A 16,453-nucleotide genomic window follows, 5' to 3' on the forward strand; every position below is an offset into this window, starting at 1 on the left:
GCGGTTTTTCCATCTTTTTGCCGGCAGATGCGTTAATTACCACACACTCGTTGACGATTCCGCCAATCCAATCCGGTGAATTTGAACGATTTTCCCGGTATAGTTGCCGCCCCGACACGCACTCCCTGAGGTTTAAGCCTGGCGTTGGGCCATGCCCGGATCGTCGTGTGGCAATGCGGAACTGCTTGCTTGCAAAAGTGCGGCGTTCCTCCTTCAATCCGCCGAATGAGTGAACGACTTTTCAAGAATGAGCGACTTCTCGGGGCGGTCGAGGACCGGTCAGACGACCTGGTTGCGCTGACCGCCGACCTGATTCGATTCCCGACCGTCAATCCGCCGGGCGAGGCCTATCGGCCATGCGCCGAGTTCCTTGGCGCGCGTCTGAAGAAACTCGGCTTCGAAACCGAATTCATCCGTGCGGAGGGCGCCCCCGGCGACAGCGATCGCTACCCGCGGGTCAATGTCGTCGCCCGCTTCGACGGCCGTTCGCCAGGTCCCTGCGTGCACTTCAACTCGCATATCGACGTGGTCGAGGCCGGCGACGGCTGGACCGTCGATCCCTTTGCCGGCGTGGTGAAGGACGGCAGGGTCTATGGCCGCGGCGCTTGCGACATGAAAGGCGGCCTGGCCGCCTCGGTCATCGCCGTCGAAGCCTTCATGGCAGCCTATCCGGACTTTCCCGGCGCCATCGAGATCTCGGGCACGGCGGATGAGGAATCGGGCGGTTTCGGTGGCGTCGCCCATTTGGCAAGGCTCGGCTATTTCTCGAAGCCGAAGGTCGACCACGTCATCATCCCGGAGCCGCTGAACAAGGATCGCATCTGCCTCGGCCATCGCGGCGTCTGGTGGGCCGAGATCGAGACCAAGGGCGAGATCGCGCATGGCTCGATGCCGTTTCTCGGCGACAATGCGGTGCGCCATATGGGCGCCGTTTTGCAGGCTTTCGAAGAGGAACTCTTCCCTGCGCTCGACCGCAAGATGACGCGCATGCCGGTAGTGCCGGAAGGCGCCCGGCGCTCGACCATGAACATCAATTCCATCCATGGCGGCCAGACCGAGGATTTCCGGCCCGGACTTCCCTCACCCAATGTGCCGGATTGGTGTCGGCTCACCATCGACCGGCGCTTCCTGCTCGAAGAGGACATCGCCACTGTCAAGGGCGAGGTCACCGGCATCCTCGAACGCCTGAAGCGCGAGCGCAAGAAATTCGACTACGAGATCCGCGACCTGATGGAGGTGCTGCCGCTGATGACCGAGCGCGACGCGCCGGTGGTGAAGGCTGTCGCCAAAGGCATCATGGAAGTGTTCGACCGCGAGCCCGACTATGTGATCTCGCCCGGCACCTACGACCAGAAGCATGTCGCGCGCATCGGCCACCTCTATGATTGCATCGCCTATGGCCCGGGCATTCTCGACCTCGCGCACAGGCCGGACGAATGGGTAGGGATCGCCGACATGGTGGAATCGGCGAAGGTGATGGCGATCGGCCTCAACATTTTGCTGAGAGGGACAACGGACTGAGCGCGGCGCCGGCAGGAAAAACGTTCCTCGAGGAACCGCCAGGAAGCACGAAACGCAATTTACTCGCACGCGAAATCACGCTTCTATCCGCCGGCTTGAGCAGATTTGAGCAATGGGAGTTCAGCGATGAAACTGTGGAAGACCACCCTAGCCGCGGCCGTCCTGTCGCTTGCCGCCGCCACGTCGGCCTTTGCCGCCCGCACCGATCTCACGCTCGGCATCGTGCTCGAGCCGCCGCATCTCGATCCGACCGCCGGCGCGGCCGCGGCCATCGGCGAAGTCACCTATGCCAACGTCTTTGAAGGGCTGACGCGCATCGACGACAAGGGTCAGGTTCAGCCCGGTCTGGCCGAGAGCTGGGCCGTCTCCGACGACGGCAAGGTCTACACGTTCAAGCTGCATGCCGGCGTGAAGTTCCACGATGGCTCGGCCTTCAGCGCCGACGATGTGAAATTCTCGCTGGACCGGGCGCATGCCAAGGATTCGCTCAATCCGCAAAAGCAGCTCTTTGCGCATATCACCGATGTCACGGCGGTCGATCCGGCGACCGTCAAGGTCACCCTCGACGTGCCGCAGGGCAATTTCCTCTACAACATGGCCCTTGTTGCGGCGGTGATCGTGGCGAAGGGATCGGCCGACGGCAATAAGGACAAGCCGATCGGCACCGGTCCATTCAAGCTCGATCACTGGGCCAAGGGTTCCGAGATCACGCTCGTCAAGAACCCGGGCTACTGGGGCACACCGGCCGCGCTCGACAAGGCGACATTCCGCATCGTTCCCGACGCCGCCGCGGCTGTCCCCGCCTTGCTCTCGGGCGACATCCAGGCCTTCGCCAACATGCCAGCGCAGGACGCGCTTGCGCAGGTCCAGTCCGATCCGCGCTTCAGCGTCGTGATCGGCGCGACCGAGGGCGAGACGATCCTGTCGATCAACAACAAGAAGCCACCCTTCGACAAGCTTGCGGTGCGGCAAGCGCTCGCCTCGGCGATCGATCGCGGCGCCATCATCGCAGCCGCCTCGAACGGCCTTGGAAAGCCGATTGGCTCTCATTTCTCGCCAGGCGATGCGGGCTATGTCGATCTCACCGGCGTCTATCCGCACGACATCGCCAAGGCCAAGGAGTATCTGAAGGAAGCGGGGCTGGAGAACGGCTTCTCAGCCACGATCAAGCTGCCGCCCGTACCCTACGCACGCGACGGCGGCCAGGTGATTCAGTCCCAACTGAAGGACATCGGGGTCAATCTGCAGATCATTCCGGTCGAATGGGCGGAGTGGCTGAGCCAGGTCTTCACCAACAAGGACTACGACCTGACGATTGTTTCCCATGTCGAGCCAAACGACATCGATATCTATTCGCGGCCCGGCTACTATTTTCAGTACGACAATCCGAAGTTCAACGATCTCATCAAGGCGCTCGACACCACGGTTGACAAGGACAAGAGGCTGGAGCTGCTGGGCGAGGCGCAGAAGATTCTCGCGCACGACGTGCCTGCCGTCTACCTTTTCGAGCTGCCCAAGATTGGCGTCTGGGACGCCAAGCTGCAGGGCATGTGGACCAACTGGCCGATCGAGGCGGATGATCTCACCAAGGTGAAGTGGAGCGAGTGAGGTCTGTCGGCCAAGGGCAAACGTTGCGCTCCGTCGCCATCTTTGCCCAGTCTCTGCACCCGGCAACCTAACCATTCCGCAATGACCGCCTATCTCCTCAAACGCCTCACCATCGCGGCCCTCACCCTGGTGCTGGCCTCGATGGTCGTCTTCGCGGTCATGGAGATCCTGCCCGGCGATCCGGCACGGCTGATGCTGGGCCTGAATGCCAGCGCCGACCAGGTAGAGGTGCTGCGCAACCAGATGGGGCTGAACGCGCCGCTGCTGCTGCGCTACCTGCACTGGGTGGCAGGGCTGCTCAGCCTCGATTTCGGCCGCTCCTACACCTATTCGGTACCCGTCATCGACCTGGTGCGCGAGCGCATCGCCGTGTCCCTGCCGCTGGCGCTGATCGCACTGGCGCTCTCGACCATCATCGCCATTCCGGTCGGCGTGTTCTCGGCCAGCCGCCAGGGCCGCGCCGGCGACACGCTTGCTATGGGCGCCGCCCAGCTCGGCGTCGCCGTGCCGAATTTCTGGTTCGCGCTGATGCTGATCTATCTCTTCGCCGTCTGGCTGCGGCTGGTGCCGGCCGGCGGTTTTCCGGGTTGGAGCGCCGGTATCTGGACGGCGTTGAAATCCCTGATCCTGCCCGCCGTGGCCCTGGCCTTGCCGCAGGCGGCAATCCTGGCGCGCGTCGCCCGCTCGGCGCTGATCGAGGTGCTCAACGAGGACTATATCCGCACCGCGCGCGCCAAGGGCCTGCCCTATCGCGCCGTTCTGTGGCGCCATGCGCTGCGCAACGCCATGATCCCGGTGCTCACCATCCTCGGCCTGCAATTCGCCTTCCTGCTCGCCGGCACCATCATCATCGAGAATGTCTTCTACCTGCCTGGCCTCGGCCGGCTGATCTTCCAGGCCATCACCCAGCGCGACCTGATCGTGGTCGAGAGCATCGTCATGCTTCTGGTCGCCGCCGTGATCCTGATCAACCTCCTGGTCGATTTCTCCTACGCCATCGTCGACCCGCGTCTTAGAGGCCGGCAATGACCATGCGCATCGACCTGCCCGAGGAAACGCTTGCCGGCGTGCTGGCCAAGGCTTTCGGCAACCGCTCCTTCCTGATCGGGCTAGCCATCACACTGCTGGTCGTGGTGGTAGCGCTCATCTCCTTCGTCTGGACGCCCTACGACGTGACCAGGCTGGTGATCGCCGACAAAACGCAGGCGCCGTCTTGGGCGCACTGGTTCGGCACCGACCATTTCGGCCGCGACATCCTGTCGATGATCATGGTCGGCGCCCGCAATTCGATCGCCGTCGCGCTGGTCGCCGTCGGCATCGGCATGGGCCTCGGCGTGCCGCTCGGAGCCTTCGCCGCCGCGCGCGGCGGGGTGGTCGACCAGGCGCTGATGCGCGTCAACGATCTCGTCTTCGCTTTCCCGGCGCTGCTTTCGGCAATCATGATCACCGCGATATTCGGCCCGGGCGCCGTCAACGCCATCATCGCCATCGGCATCTTCAACATCCCGGTGTTCGCCCGCGTAGCCCGCGCCGGCGCGCTGGCCATCTGGCCGCGCGAATTCATCCTTGCAGCGCGCGCCGCCGGCAAGGGCATGACGCGCATCGCCGTCGAGCACATCCTGCCCAACATCGCGACGCTGCTCTTGGTCCAGGGCACCATCCAGTTCGCGCTGGGCATCCTCGCCGAAGCCGGGCTCTCCTATGTCGGCCTCGGTGCCCAGCCGCCGATGCCGAGTTGGGGCCGCATGCTGTTCGACGCCCAGACCCGCATGGTGACCGCGCCCTGGATGGCGATCTTCCCCGGCATGGCGATCGTCGTCACCGTGCTGGGGCTGAACCTGCTCGGCGACGGCATCGCCGACATCCTCGATCCGAAATCGCGGCGGCGCCGATGAGCCTGCTCGAGATCGAGAACCTGTCGCTGACGATCGGCGCCACGCCGATCCTGAAAGGCGTCGAGCTGACCATCGCGCCCGGCGAGGTTGTCGGCCTGGTCGGTGAATCCGGCTCCGGCAAGTCGATGACGGCGCTGACCATCATGCAGCTTCTGCCGCATCTGGCGCGCACCGAGGGCCGCGTCATCTTCGACGGCATCGACATCCTCAAGGCGACCGAGGACCAGATGTGCGCCTTGCGCGGCGACGATATCGGCATGGTTTTCCAGGAGCCGATGACGGCGCTCAACCCGGTCAAGACCATCGGCGAGCAGGTCGCCGAAGGCATACGTTGGCACACCAAGGCGGGCCGCGCCGAGGCCGAGGAGCGCGCGCGAAAAATCCTCGACCGCGTCGGGCTGCCGGAGGCCAAATTCCCGCTGTCGCGCTACCCGCACGAACTGTCCGGCGGCCAGCGCCAGCGCGTCGTCATCGCCATCGCCTGCGCGCTCAAGCCGAAGCTGCTGATCGCCGACGAGCCGACGACCGCGCTCGACGTGGTGCTGCAGGCACAGATCCTCGATCTCCTGCGCGATCTGGTCCGCGAGAACCGCATGGGGTTGCTGCTCATCTCGCATGACCTTGCCGTCGTGACCGAGATGGCCGATCGCCTGACCATCCTGCGCCATGGCGAGGTGACGGAAGCCGGCGACACGGCGCGCACGCTATCCGAGCAGCAGCATCCCTACACGCGAGAGCTGGCATTGGCTTCCATGCATGTGCCGGCGCGTCCGAAAAAGCATCTTGCCGGCTCGGCAAAGCCCTTGCTCGAAGTCGATGGCGTCGGCCGGGACTATCCGAGCCGGCGCGCATCCCTGTTCCGTCCGGCGCAGCCGATCCGCGCCGTCGACGATGTCTCGCTCACCATCGAGCCCGCGCAATCGGTGGCGCTCGTCGGCCGCTCGGGCTGCGGCAAGTCCACGCTTGCCCGCATGATCCTCGCCCTGGACAAGCCAACGGCGGGCACGATCCGCTTTCGCGGCGAGGCCATCACAGGCAAGCCGGAACAGGCGCTAAAGCCGGCCCGGCGCGACATGCAGGTCGTGTTCCAGGATCCCTACGGCTCCTTCGATCCGCGCCAGAAAGTGGAGAAACTGGTGGCCGAGCCGCTGCATCTTCTGGAAAAGCAGCTGGCAAAGGCCGAGCGCCGCGAGATGATCGCGCATGCGCTCGATGAAGTCGGGCTCGGGCCGCGCGACATGGGCAAATACCCGCATGAATTCTCGGGCGGCCAGCGCCAGCGCCTGTCGATCGCCCGCGCCATCATCACCCGCCCAAAGCTGGTGGTCGCCGATGAGCCGGTCTCGGCTCTCGATGTCTCGATCCGCGCCCAGATCCTCGACCTTTTCGCCGAGCTCAACCAGAAGCTCGGCATCGCCTATCTCTTCATCACCCACGACCTGACCGTCGCCCGCGCCATGGCGGACGAGGTGCTGGTCATGCATGAAGGCAAGATCGTCGAACGCGGCAAGACCGGCGATGTGCTCGACCATCCGCGCTCGGAAGCGGCACAGGCGCTCGTCGCGGCGGCGCCCGACCTTCACCGCGCGATCGCGCGCAAAATGCAGGAACAGGGCTAAGCAGCCGGTAACCGGCCGGGCCGGCTATTCCTCCGGCTTCACCAAATCGACAGGGCTGATATCGAGCAGGTCGAGCGTGCGGCGCAGGAGCTTCACCTCGCTCTCCGCCAGCTTGGAGTCGGCCTTGGCGATCTCGGCCATGTGGCGCGCAAGCAGCTTCCGGCGCTCGACATCGAGATCGCGGAACAGCGCGATCGCCTGCGAGCCGTTGGTCTCGTAGCCATAGTCGTTGAGATATTCGATGACGCTGTCGATCGAGGTTTCCGGAATGCCGAAGGCTTCCTTGCAGATGCGCCGGAAGACGACCATCTCGCTTTCGGAAACCGAGCCGTCTGCGAGGATCATCCGGAACAGCATCAACAGTTCCGCCGACAGCACCGGATCGTCCGCCACCTTGCGAACGCCCGGGTCGCCATCGAAGATCGAACGTATCTGGTCGAGCAGCGCCATCGCCACCAAGCTCCCTTTGCTATTCCGTCGGGATTGTTAGCTTGGAATCGCTCTTGCGCAAACGGGGCGAGCGTGGTGGAAGCTGCGGTTTCCTTCCTTTGTGCCCCTCCTCGATGATCGACCTTACGCTGCAGACTGTCCTTATCCTCGTCGGCGCGGCTTTTGCCGCGGGCTTTGTCGACTCGATCGCCGGCGGCGGCGGGCTGATCACGATCCCGGCGCTGCTGCTCGCCGGCTTTTCGCCGGTCGCAGCACTCGGCACCAACAAGCTGCAGGGCATGTTCGGCTCCGGTTCGGCCACCATCCATTACGCGGCGAACGGCAAGGTCGACCTGCGCCGCCAACTGCCATCGGCGCTGCTGGCGCTTGCAGGCGGCGCGGTCGGGGCGCTTTTGGCGACGGTCGTGCCCGGCGATTTCCTGCGCGCCCTGCTCCCCCTGCTTCTGATCGCCATCGCGCTCTATTTCGCGCTGAAGCCGAACATGGACGACGTCGACCGCACCGAGCGGCTGTCGCCTTTCCTGTTCGGGCTGATCATCCCGCCGCTGGTCGGCTTCTATGACGGTGTCTTCGGTCCCGGCGCCGGCTCCTTCTACATGCTGGCCTTCGTCACGCTGGCCGGCTACGGCGTGCTCAAGGCGACGGCGCACACCAAGCTCCTCAATTTCGCCTCCAACATCGGCGGTTTCGTCGTCTTTGCAGCCGTCGGCGTCATCAACTGGAAGATCGGCCTGATGATGGGCGTGGCGCAGTTCATTGGCGCCCGCGTTGGTGCCAGCCTTGCCATTCGCATCGGCGCCAGGCTGATCAAGCCGCTGCTGGTGGTCGTCTGCCTGGCGCTAGCCGCGAAGCTGCTGGCCGACCCGGCCAATCTCTTGCGCCAGCTAATTGGTAAGTGACCGCACCGCTGGTAGAATAAGCGCGCGCGAATCATGTTGGAGGGACTAGACATGAATCTCAGTGCACCGACCCAAATCGTGTTCATTATCTCGTTGGTCATCGCCGTCATCGGCCTTCTCGCCGCTCTTGGCGTTCTTGCATTCATTCCGCTTGCGTCCGTTTGGATCATGCTCATTGCCTATATCGTGCTTGCCGCCGGCTGCTTAATGCGCGGCGCTTGAAATTCGCAGATCTCAGGCAACTCGGAGCGCCCGGCCCTGCCGGGCGCTTTTGATTTGAGGACGTGGTCTGCTAGGCTTGCGCCATGTCCGACGAGACGGAGCGCCATCGGCAGGATAACCGCTGTCTCGCCCTCCATTTCGAGATGGTGCGGCGCAAGCCCGCCGCCTCGCTCGCAGGCATCGTCACGGATATCTGCGGCTATCGCGAGACAAGGCCCGGCCATTTCCGCATCGTCGAATATGCCTCACTCACCGTGCCGCTGGTGATCAGCTTTGCCGAAGCCTTCGCCATCGGGCTCGGCCACACGCCTGGCGACAATGACCGCTACGCCAGCTTCGCCGCCGGCCTCTATGCCGGACCTGTCGTAATCGAATCGTTCGGCGGCGCCTGCTGCGTCCAGGTCAATTTCACGCCGCTTGGCGCCAGACGGTTCTTCGGCCTGCCTATGAGCGAGTTGCGCGACCGCATGGTCGGGCTCGACGATGCGCTGGGCTTTGACGGCATGGCATTGCGCGAACGGCTTGGCGAGGCGTCGGATTGGGACACACGCTTCGACATAGCAGAAGGCTTTATTAGCCGCCGCGTTGCGGAGGCGCATGCGCTTTCGCCGGAAATCGCCTGGGCCTATCGGACGGTCATCGCGTCAGGCGGCCGCATCCGCATTGCGGCGCTCGCCGGCGAGATCAGCTGGAGCCGCAAGCATCTGGCGGCAAAGTTCACCGGCGCGATCGGCATCGGCCCGAAGACATTGTCGCGCATCGTGCGCTTGAATCGCGCGCTCTCGCTGTCGAAGCAGCAGGACGATGACTGGGCGGGCATCGCCGCCGATTGCGGCTATGCCGACCAGGCGCATCTGGTGCGCGAGTTCCGCCAGCTTGCCGGCGAAACGCCGACCGGGCTCGCGGCGCTGATGTAGCCCTAGCCGAGGTAACATTTCTTCAAGACGCCCACACGGCCATGATGGACATTGGGCCGATCGACGCGAACAAGGAGATCGTCATGCCCTCGTCAACCGAAGCACCCCGTATCTATCCCGCCCTGCGCTATAGGAACGCCGCCAAGATGATCGACTGGCTCGGCGAAGCCTTCGGCTTCCAAGTGCGCGCCCGCTATGGCGAGGGCGACATCGTCCACCATGCGGAACTGACCTTCGGCTCCTCGATGATCATGCTAGGCACCGCGCGCGACGACGACTACGGCAAGATGGTCGGTGATCCAAGCGGTGGCGGCGGCAAGTCGATCTACATCGCCGTCGATGACGCCGACGCGGCCTATGCACGGGCGAAAAGGGCCGGCGCCAAGATCATCCAGGAACTGGTCGACCGCGACTATGGCAGCCGCGAGTTCATCTGCCTCGACCCCGAAGCCAATGTCTGGTCCTTCGGTACCTATTGGCCGAGGGCGGCGGAGAAGTAGGCTTAAGCGGCCTGGCGCCTCTCTCGTACATAGGTCACTTCATGGACGATCTCGCGCCCGTCGAATGAGTTTTGCGAGGGAGGCGACGTGTAAGACAGCGTATGTTCGTCGACACTGCAGAACCGCACCTGCTCGGTGCCACTCCATGCCTGATTCCAACTCATGTCGACATGGTGAACGACCCGGTCCGGTTCGACCGTATAGCTGCCCGAGTAGGCGAACATCGATTCGAACAGCGCGATCTTCTCTTCGTCCGATGGTGGCAACCGCTCGGGCCGAGTGCGATTGTTCCTGAGGATGAAAAATATGACGCGCTCCGGCGTATAGATGACGATGCCTTGCGGATCCTGGCCGAGCGCCTCTCGCCGCTCCCCAGTTGCGACGTCTCTCGTCATCCACGACGTCATCTTCCAACTGCCGAGGAGCAGATCAGGGTTAAGCTGCCTTGCTTGTGAGCCTTGAGCCATTTCATATCCCCAATATCTCTGGTTGGTGAACTCTATTCGATCTGCGTGGTCTCCGTTGCTGCGTCCATCTTCCCGCAAAAGCCGCCCATCGGCCAGCGGCATCGCTTTTTGCCGACGTTAGCGAATGGAAAGTGGAACTTCGATCCGCCTAACGCGCCAAGCCGAAAATCGCGTCGCAGTCGAGATGCCTCTCCAGCTCGGCAGCGACCTCATCCAGCGCCTTCTCGACCTCGGCGCGATAATCGATGCCACCGCCTTTGACGCCAAGGCTCTCCAGATAGGCTGCGCGAAAAGCGTCGGCGGAAAACAGCCCGTGCAGATAGGTGCCGATCACCTTGCCGTCGGCGGAAACGGCGCCGTCCTCGGCGCCGTTGAGGATCGTCGACGGCCGCGCCGTGTCCGGGCCGGTGGTGCGGCCGAGATGGATCTCGTAGCCTTCGAGAGGCAGATCGAACTGCACCGAATGCGCGCTTGAATTGCGCACCGTCTTTTCCGGCTCCATCACCGTTTCGATATCGAGCAGGCCGAGGCCCTGTGCCTCGGTCACACTGCCTTCGATGCCGTCGGGATCGCGCACCATGCGGCCGAGCATCTGGTAACCGCCGCAGATGCCAACGACATGGCCGCCGCGCTTGCGGTGAGCGAGAAGATCGTGGTCCCAACCATTCTCGCGGAATTTGATGAGATCACCGATCGTCGACTTCGAGCCGGGGATGACAACCAGCCCAGCGTCCTCCGGCAGCCTTTTGCCCGGCGGTACGAACACCACCTCGACCTGCGGCTCGGCTTTCAGTGGATCGAGATCGTCGAAATTGGCGATGCGCGCCAGCATCGGCACCGCCACCTTCAGCGCCCGTTTCTCGCCGGAAGCGAGGCGTTCGAGCACGACCGAATCCTCGGATGGCAGCCGGCCGGCCGCCTTCAACCATGGTACGACGCCGAAGCAGCGCCAGCCGGTGAACTTTTCGATCGCCTTGATGCCGTCGTCGAACAACGAGACATCGCCACGGAACTTGTTGATGAGGTAGCCGGCGATCATGCGCCGGTCGTCCTCCGGCAGGATAAGATGCGTGCCGGCGACGGAGGCGATGACGCCGCCACGATCGATGTCGCCGACCAGGATCACGGGCACATTGGCGCGCGTCGCAAAGCCCATATTGGCGATGTCGCGGGTCCTGAGATTGATCTCAGCGGGTGAGCCCGCGCCCTCGACGATGACCAGGTCGGCGCCCTGGCCAACCTTGGCCCAGGAATCGAGCACCGCCTCCATCAGTCCGGCTTTCATCGTCTGGTAGTCGCGCGCCCGCGCCTCGCCAAAAACCTTGCCCTGCACCACCACTTGCGAGCCGATATCGCTCTGCGGCTTGAGCAGCACCGGGTTCATATGCACCGTCGGCCGAACCCCGCAGGCCAGCGCCTGCAGCCATTGCCCACGGCCGATCTCGCCTTCGCCGGCCTCGCCGGGAATGTCGGCGACGGCGGCATTGTTCGACATGTTTTGCGGCTTGAACGGCCTGACCTTCAGCCCGCGATTTGTGGCCGCGCGGCAAAGCCCGGCCACCAGAACGGTCTTGCCGACATCCGAACCAGTGCCCTGCAGCATGATCGCCTTGGCCATCAGCCCCTGCCTCTCAAGTCGATCATCGGGCCGATCGTCGACTTCTGCGCCAGCGGCCCACCGCGCCAAAGATAGAGCGCCATCAGCGGTTCCTTGCCGGTGCGCATGGCATGGCTGACATTCGATGCGTGGTGGATCACCTCGCCGGCGCCGCGACTATGAAAGTCTCCCTCGCCCATCCGCCACTCCGTGCCGCCGGTCAGGGGGATATAGATCTCCTCGGCGATGTGGTGGTGGTCGGGATAGACGATGTTCGGCCCGAGCATCAGCAGGCCGCCCGCGACCTCGTCATTGACGAAATGCCCGCGCGTGCCGAACACTTCCAGCCAACCGTAATTGTCGACAAAACCCTGACCGAAATCGGCAGCGGTATAGGTCTGTCCCCAGCGCAGTTCGTCCCGATGGTCGGCAACGAACCGCGTCAGCGGCTTGGCGTCCGCCGGTGCAAGCTCGGCGATGCGATCGAGATAGCGGAGGGAGCCAAGCGCGCGCGGTTCTAACGGGCGGACCGGCATGTCCCAGCCGACGCGCGCGACTTCGTGCGCGACCAGATCACTGCCGACGCCGGCAAGATAGCCGTGGAATCGCTCCAGCAACTCATCGAAAATTGTCGGCACGCAAGAGCTCCGTTAGTCATTCCATGCACAGCCGGTTCTCAACGGCCCGGGTTGCGCGGCGGCATCATTGGTCTAGATTGAACGGCGCGCAAAGCCAAAAACGACAGGCCAGAAGGCCTGAAACGACAGGGAGCACGCCATGGACGCGGCAGTCGATGCGGGCACTGGCCAGTTCGAACTCACCGAGGAACAGCGCGCCATCCAGGAGATGGCCCAGGCCTTCGCGGCGGACCGCGTCGCGCCCAACGCGCTCGATTGGGACAAGGCAAAGCACTTTCCCGCCGATGTGATCCGCGAGACCGGCCCGCTGGGCCTCGGCGGCATCTATGTGCGCGACGATGTCGGCGGCTCGGCGCTTGGGCGGCTCGATGCCGTTCTGATCTTCGAGGCGCTTGCCCACGCCGATCCGGCCTTCTCCTCCTTCATTTCCATCCACAACATGGCGGCCTCGATGATCGACCGCTTTGGCTCGGACGAGCAGCGCCAGCGTTTCCTGCCGAAACTGACCTCGATGGAGTGGCTGGCGAGCTATTGCCTGACCGAGCCGGGCTCGGGCTCGGACGCCGCCGCGCTGAAGACGCGCGCGGTGAAAAGCGGTGACGACTACGTGCTCAACGGCGCCAAGCAGTTCATTTCCGGCGCCGGCGACAGCGACCTCTATGTCGTGATGGCGCGCACCGGTGCCGATGGCCCGAAAGGCATCTCGACCTTCGTGGTGCCGAAGGACGCGCCCGGCCTCTCTTTCGGCGCCAACGAGCACAAGATGGGCTGGCACATGCAGTCGACCCGCCAGGTCATCTTCGAGGATTGCAAGGTGCCGGCCGAGAACCTGCTTGCGGCGGAAGGCGCCGGCTTCGGCATCGCCATGGCGGGACTCGATGGCGGCCGCCTCAACATCGCCGCCTGCTCGCTGGGCGGCGCGCAGTCGGCGCTCGACGAGGCGCTCGCTTACACTTCGGAGCGCAAAGCTTTCGGCTCGAAGATCAACCAGTTCCAGGCGCTGCAGTTCAGGCTTGCCGACATGGAGACGGAGCTGCAGGCCGCCCGCATCTTCCTCTACGCCGCCGCCTCGAAGCTCGACCGCAAGGCGCCGGACGCCGGTAAATGGTCGGCGATGGCCAAGCGCTTCGTCACCGATATCGGCTTCGACATTGCCAACCAGGCGCTGCAGCTGCATGGCGGCTACGGCTATCTGCACGATTACGGCATCGAGAAGCTGGTGCGGGATCTCCGCGTCCACCAGATCCTCGAAGGCACCAACGAGATCATGCGCGTCATCATAGCGCGGGCGCTGATTGGGCGCTAATCAGACTTTTGGGAGAGAGACAAATGAGCACCATCGCCTTCATCGGCTTGGGCAATATGGGCAATCCGATGGCTGCCAATCTGGTCAAGGCGGGGCATGCGGTGCTGGGCTTCGACCTTGTGCCCGAAAACCTTACGGTGGCGAAAGAGCACGGCATTACCGTCATGGCCAATGCCGTCGCTGCGGTGAAGGACGCGGACGTGGTGATCACCATGTTGCCTGCCGGCAAGCATGTGCTGTCGGTTTACGAAGACATCGCGCCGAAAGCCAAGAAAGGCGCGCTGTTCATCGATTCCTCGACGATCGATGTCGAATCGGCGCGCAAGGCGCATGCCATTGCCGCCAAGCATGGCCTGCCCTCGATCGACGCGCCTGTCTCGGGCGGCACCGGTGGCGCGGCGGCCGGCACGCTGACCTTCATGGCCGGCGGCTCCGATGAGGCTTTCGCCACCGCCGAACCGATCCTGAAGCCGATGGCCGGGCGCGTCGTCCATTGCGGCGGCGACGGCGCCGGCCAGGCGGCCAAGATCTGCAATAACATGATCCTCGGCATCTCGATGATCGGCGTCGCCGAGGCCTTCGTGCTGGCCGAAAAGCTCGGCCTGTCGCACCAGGCGCTGTTCGACGTCGCCTCCACTTCGTCCGGCCAATGCTGGTCGCTCACCACCTATTGCCCCGTGCCCGGTCCGGTGCCTGCGTCGCCCGCCAACCGCGATTACAAGCCCGGCTTTGCTGCTGCTCTGATGCTGAAAGACCTGAAACTGTCGCAGGAAGCCGCGCAGAGCGCGGGCGCCGTGACCCCGCTCGGCGCCGAGGCCACGCAACTTTATGCGCTGTTCAACGCGCAAGGGCATGCCGGCGTCGATTTTTCCGGCATCATAAATTTCCTGCGCGGCAATAAAAGCTAAGCACCTGCTTTCGAACGGTTATTAGCGGATTTTTTCGACCCAAAGCCGGCAAATTTAGATTTGCTTAAGGTCTCGCTAACTCACCGGTAACGATGTGCCTTTAAAACGGATTGCGAGGCGGACATCGCGTCTGCCCGGCGCTCCGGATCAGGTCTCGCGTACCGGAGCCCGTAAGTTTCGCAAGTATTCTTGTCGCGAAACGCCATGCGTATTTGGCAAAGCCGCGTTCCCGTTGGGGCGCGGTTTTTGCGTTTTGGAGACATCACCCACGGCGTTCAGGAATGGACCGGGTGCCCATTGAGGAGCGCCCGGTCAATATCCCCTCAGCGCTTCCGCAAATCAGCGTCCGCGAGATCGAGCGCTTTGGCGATCCGATCACAGGCCATGTCGATCGTGTCGCGCGTCCAGATCAGCGGCGGCGACAGGATCATCGTGTCGCCGGTAGCGCGCAGCATCATGCCGTTGGCGATCGCATGGTCGCGCACGACGACCGCCGCACTTCCGGACGGCAGATAGCGTTCCTTGGTCGCCTTGTCCTTGACGATCTCTATCGCGCCCATCAGGCCGATCGAACGCACCTCGCCGACCAGCCTGTGCCCGGCGATCCGCTCCTGCAGGGCCTGCGCGAAATAGGGTCCGGTGTCGTTCTTGACGCGCTCGACCAGCCCTTCCTTCTCGATGATCTCGAGGTTCTTCAGCGCCACCGCGCAGGCCACAGGATGACCGGAATAGGTGTAGCCGTGATAGAACTCGCCGCCCTTCTCGACCAGCGTCCTGGCCACGCGATCGCCGACCAGCAGCGCCGACAGCGGCTGGTAGCCGGAGGTCAGCGCCTTGGCGGTGGTGATGGTGTCGGGCTCGATGCCGAAGGTCTGCGCCGCGAACCACTCGCCGGTCCGGCCATAGCCAGTGATGACCTCGTCCAGCATCAAGAGCACATCGTATTTGCGACAGATGCGCTCGACTTCCGGCCAATAGCTCATCGGCGGGATTTTTACGCCGCCGGCACCCATCACCGGTTCGCCGATGAAGGCGGCGACCTTGTCGGCGCCGGCTTCGAGGATCGCGTCCTCGACCGCCTTGGCCGCGCGGATGCCGAAATCATGGTCGCTCTCGCCGGGCAGCGCCAGCTCGTAAGCATAAGGCATCATCACATGGACGATGTTGGGCACCGCGCCGCCGAGCTGCTTGTGCATCGGCTCCATACCGCCGAGCGAGGTGCCGGCGATGGTCGAGCCGTGATAGGCCGACTTGCGCGAGATGACGCGGTTCTTCTCGGGCTTGCCTTCGAGCGCCCAGTAGTGGCGCACGAGCCTGAGGGCCGTGTCGTTGGCTTCCGAACCGGACGAGCCGTAAAAAACCTGGCTGACATGCTTGGGCGCCAGCTCGGCCAGCTTCTTGGACAACAGCACCGGTGTCGGCGTCGAGCATTTGAAGAAGGAGTTGTAGTAAGGCAGCTCCTTCATCTGCGCGTAGGCCGCCTCGGCCAGCTCGTCGCGGCCATAGCCGACATTGACGCACCAAAGGCCCGCCATGCCGTCGAGGATTTCGGTGCCGTCGGCATCGTAGATGAACGGCCCCTTGGCATGAGTGATGATGCGCGAGCCTGCCTCGCGCAGCTCCTTGTGGTCGGTGAAGGGGTGAAGGTGATGCGCGGCGTCGATCTGCTGAAGCTGCTTCAGCGAATAGTTCTGATAGGTCATGGATTTGATCTTTCCTCTTGAATCAATCCGGCAACGGCCGGGGCGGATTCTCAGAGGAAGGCGGGCGGCGAATAGCCGATGCGGGCGCACAGCCGCAAAAGCTCGGCGCGAAGGGTCCGCGGTGACGGCGTCACCGCGACCCCGAAGGCGCCAGATGTGCTGAAGCGGATCATGGCGGCAGCTTATGCCGCCCGAGGCCTAAA

General features: G+C 63.8%; 17 protein-coding genes. 11 read left to right on the forward strand and 6 right to left on the reverse strand.

From position 1 onward, the window contains the following. The first annotated feature begins 225 nt into the window (after positions 1–225). From EN869_RS18145 to EN869_RS18165, 5 genes are all read left to right on the forward strand, one after another. Positions 226–1,521, forward strand: coding sequence for an acetylornithine deacetylase/succinyl-diaminopimelate desuccinylase family protein (locus EN869_RS18145; RefSeq protein WP_127227054.1), 1,296 nt, complete (start codon positions 226–228; stop codon positions 1,519–1,521). Positions 1,522–1,647: 126 nt separating this feature from the next. Then, entirely contained in the window at positions 1,648–3,129 is a 1,482-nt protein-coding gene (locus EN869_RS18150) for an ABC transporter substrate-binding protein (RefSeq protein ID WP_127227053.1), read from the forward strand. A gap of 81 nt (positions 3,130–3,210) precedes the next feature. Then, complete coding sequence (locus EN869_RS18155) at positions 3,211–4,158, forward strand: ABC transporter permease (protein ID WP_127227052.1); 948 nt, start codon at positions 3,211–3,213, stop codon at positions 4,156–4,158. Next, positions 4,155–5,024: an ABC transporter permease gene (locus tag EN869_RS18160; protein ID WP_127227051.1), complete on the forward strand. Its 870-nt coding sequence runs from the start codon at positions 4,155–4,157 to the stop codon at positions 5,022–5,024. Before EN869_RS18155 ends, EN869_RS18160 begins: the two co-directional genes overlap by 4 nt. Continuing rightward, on the forward strand, positions 5,021–6,643 hold the full coding sequence (locus tag EN869_RS18165) for a dipeptide ABC transporter ATP-binding protein (RefSeq protein WP_127227050.1): 1,623 nt from the start codon (positions 5,021–5,023) through the stop codon (positions 6,641–6,643). Before EN869_RS18160 ends, EN869_RS18165 begins: the two co-directional genes overlap by 4 nt. 24 nt (positions 6,644–6,667) lie before the next feature. Here the strand turns inward: EN869_RS18165 and EN869_RS18170 are convergent, their stop codons facing one another. Next, entirely contained in the window at positions 6,668–7,099 is a 432-nt protein-coding gene (locus EN869_RS18170; RefSeq protein ID WP_127227049.1) for a TerB family tellurite resistance protein, read from the reverse strand. Positions 7,100–7,206: 107 nt separating this feature from the next. Between EN869_RS18170 and EN869_RS18175 the strand changes: the two genes are divergently transcribed. The 4 genes from EN869_RS18175 to EN869_RS18190 all read left to right on the forward strand — a co-directional run bounded on the left by EN869_RS18175 (position 7,207) and on the right by EN869_RS18190 (position 9,631). Continuing rightward, positions 7,207–7,992, forward strand: a complete 786-nt coding sequence (locus tag EN869_RS18175) for a TSUP family transporter (RefSeq protein ID WP_127227048.1) — start codon at positions 7,207–7,209, stop codon at positions 7,990–7,992. Positions 7,993–8,043: 51 nt separating this feature from the next. Further along, on the forward strand, positions 8,044–8,214 hold the full coding sequence (locus tag EN869_RS18180) for a hypothetical protein (RefSeq protein WP_108702979.1): 171 nt from the start codon (positions 8,044–8,046) through the stop codon (positions 8,212–8,214). A gap of 83 nt (positions 8,215–8,297) precedes the next feature. Continuing rightward, positions 8,298–9,131 (forward strand): AraC family transcriptional regulator, encoded by an 834-nt coding sequence (locus EN869_RS18185; protein ID WP_127227047.1) that lies wholly within the window; start codon positions 8,298–8,300, stop codon positions 9,129–9,131. Between the two features lie 83 nt (positions 9,132–9,214). Continuing rightward, complete coding sequence (locus EN869_RS18190) at positions 9,215–9,631, forward strand: VOC family protein (RefSeq protein ID WP_127227046.1); 417 nt, start codon at positions 9,215–9,217, stop codon at positions 9,629–9,631. 2 nt (positions 9,632–9,633) lie between these two features. On the opposite strand, the gene EN869_RS18195 is transcribed toward EN869_RS18190, so the two are convergent. From EN869_RS18195 to EN869_RS18205, 3 genes are read right to left on the reverse strand one after another with little or no spacing between them, the layout of a single operon-like run. Further along, on the reverse strand, positions 9,634–10,200 hold the full coding sequence (locus tag EN869_RS18195) for a lipocalin-like domain-containing protein (RefSeq protein WP_127227045.1): 567 nt from the start codon (positions 10,198–10,200) through the stop codon (positions 9,634–9,636). A 46-nt stretch (positions 10,201–10,246) separates the two neighbouring features. Continuing rightward, on the reverse strand, positions 10,247–11,716 hold the full coding sequence (locus tag EN869_RS18200) for a cobyric acid synthase (protein ID WP_127227044.1): 1,470 nt from the start codon (positions 11,714–11,716) through the stop codon (positions 10,247–10,249). Next, positions 11,716–12,333, reverse strand: coding sequence for a dimethylsulfonioproprionate lyase family protein (locus EN869_RS18205; RefSeq protein WP_127227043.1), 618 nt, complete (start codon positions 12,331–12,333; stop codon positions 11,716–11,718). Before EN869_RS18205 ends, EN869_RS18200 begins: the two co-directional genes overlap by 1 nt. A gap of 139 nt (positions 12,334–12,472) precedes the next feature. Between EN869_RS18205 and EN869_RS18210 the strand changes: the two genes are divergently transcribed. Both EN869_RS18210 and mmsB read left to right on the forward strand, forming a co-directional pair. Then, positions 12,473–13,639, forward strand: a complete 1,167-nt coding sequence (locus tag EN869_RS18210; protein ID WP_127227042.1) for an isobutyryl-CoA dehydrogenase — start codon at positions 12,473–12,475, stop codon at positions 13,637–13,639. Between the two features lie 8 nt (positions 13,640–13,647). Then, the gene (gene mmsB / locus EN869_RS18215; RefSeq protein ID WP_348630810.1) at positions 13,648–14,547 is read left to right on the forward strand and encodes a 3-hydroxyisobutyrate dehydrogenase; all 900 of its coding nucleotides are present in this window, start codon (positions 13,648–13,650) and stop codon (positions 14,545–14,547) included. A 323-nt stretch (positions 14,548–14,870) separates the two neighbouring features. On the opposite strand, the gene EN869_RS18220 is transcribed toward mmsB, so the two are convergent. Together EN869_RS18220 and EN869_RS18225 are read right to left on the reverse strand one after the other, a co-directional pair. Further along, on the reverse strand, positions 14,871–16,250 hold the full coding sequence (locus EN869_RS18220; protein WP_127227040.1) for an aspartate aminotransferase family protein: 1,380 nt from the start codon (positions 16,248–16,250) through the stop codon (positions 14,871–14,873). 50 nt (positions 16,251–16,300) lie between these two features. After that, positions 16,301–16,423, reverse strand: coding sequence for a hypothetical protein (locus EN869_RS18225; RefSeq protein ID WP_041003987.1), 123 nt, complete (start codon positions 16,421–16,423; stop codon positions 16,301–16,303). Between the last annotated feature and the right edge of the window lie 30 nt (positions 16,424–16,453).

Origin of the sequence: Mesorhizobium sp. M2D.F.Ca.ET.226.01.1.1 (assembly GCF_004022705.2) — a bacterium.
Taxonomy (GTDB): domain Bacteria; phylum Pseudomonadota; class Alphaproteobacteria; order Rhizobiales; family Rhizobiaceae; genus Mesorhizobium.

Coding starts and splice junctions, on each gene's coding strand:
- EN869_RS18220 (WP_127227040.1), bottom strand. CDS start 16,250: ATGACCTATCAGAACTATTCGCTGAAGCAGCTTCAGCAGATCGACGCC.
- EN869_RS18180 (WP_108702979.1), top strand. CDS start 8,044: ATGAATCTCAGTGCACCGACCCAAATCGTGTTCATTATCTCGTTGGTC.
- EN869_RS18175 (WP_127227048.1), top strand. CDS start 7,207: ATGATCGACCTTACGCTGCAGACTGTCCTTATCCTCGTCGGCGCGGCT.
- EN869_RS18195 (WP_127227045.1), bottom strand. CDS start 10,200: ATGCCGCTGGCCGATGGGCGGCTTTTGCGGGAAGATGGACGCAGCAAC.
- EN869_RS18210 (WP_127227042.1), top strand. CDS start 12,473: ATGGACGCGGCAGTCGATGCGGGCACTGGCCAGTTCGAACTCACCGAG.
- EN869_RS18145 (WP_127227054.1), top strand. CDS start 226: ATGAGTGAACGACTTTTCAAGAATGAGCGACTTCTCGGGGCGGTCGAG.
- EN869_RS18155 (WP_127227052.1), top strand. CDS start 3,211: ATGACCGCCTATCTCCTCAAACGCCTCACCATCGCGGCCCTCACCCTG.
- EN869_RS18225 (WP_041003987.1), bottom strand. CDS start 16,423: ATGATCCGCTTCAGCACATCTGGCGCCTTCGGGGTCGCGGTGACGCCG.
- EN869_RS18200 (WP_127227044.1), bottom strand. CDS start 11,716: ATGGCCAAGGCGATCATGCTGCAGGGCACTGGTTCGGATGTCGGCAAG.
- EN869_RS18160 (WP_127227051.1), top strand. CDS start 4,155: ATGACCATGCGCATCGACCTGCCCGAGGAAACGCTTGCCGGCGTGCTG.
- EN869_RS18185 (WP_127227047.1), top strand. CDS start 8,298: ATGTCCGACGAGACGGAGCGCCATCGGCAGGATAACCGCTGTCTCGCC.
- EN869_RS18150 (WP_127227053.1), top strand. CDS start 1,648: ATGAAACTGTGGAAGACCACCCTAGCCGCGGCCGTCCTGTCGCTTGCC.
- EN869_RS18165 (WP_127227050.1), top strand. CDS start 5,021: ATGAGCCTGCTCGAGATCGAGAACCTGTCGCTGACGATCGGCGCCACG.
- EN869_RS18190 (WP_127227046.1), top strand. CDS start 9,215: ATGCCCTCGTCAACCGAAGCACCCCGTATCTATCCCGCCCTGCGCTAT.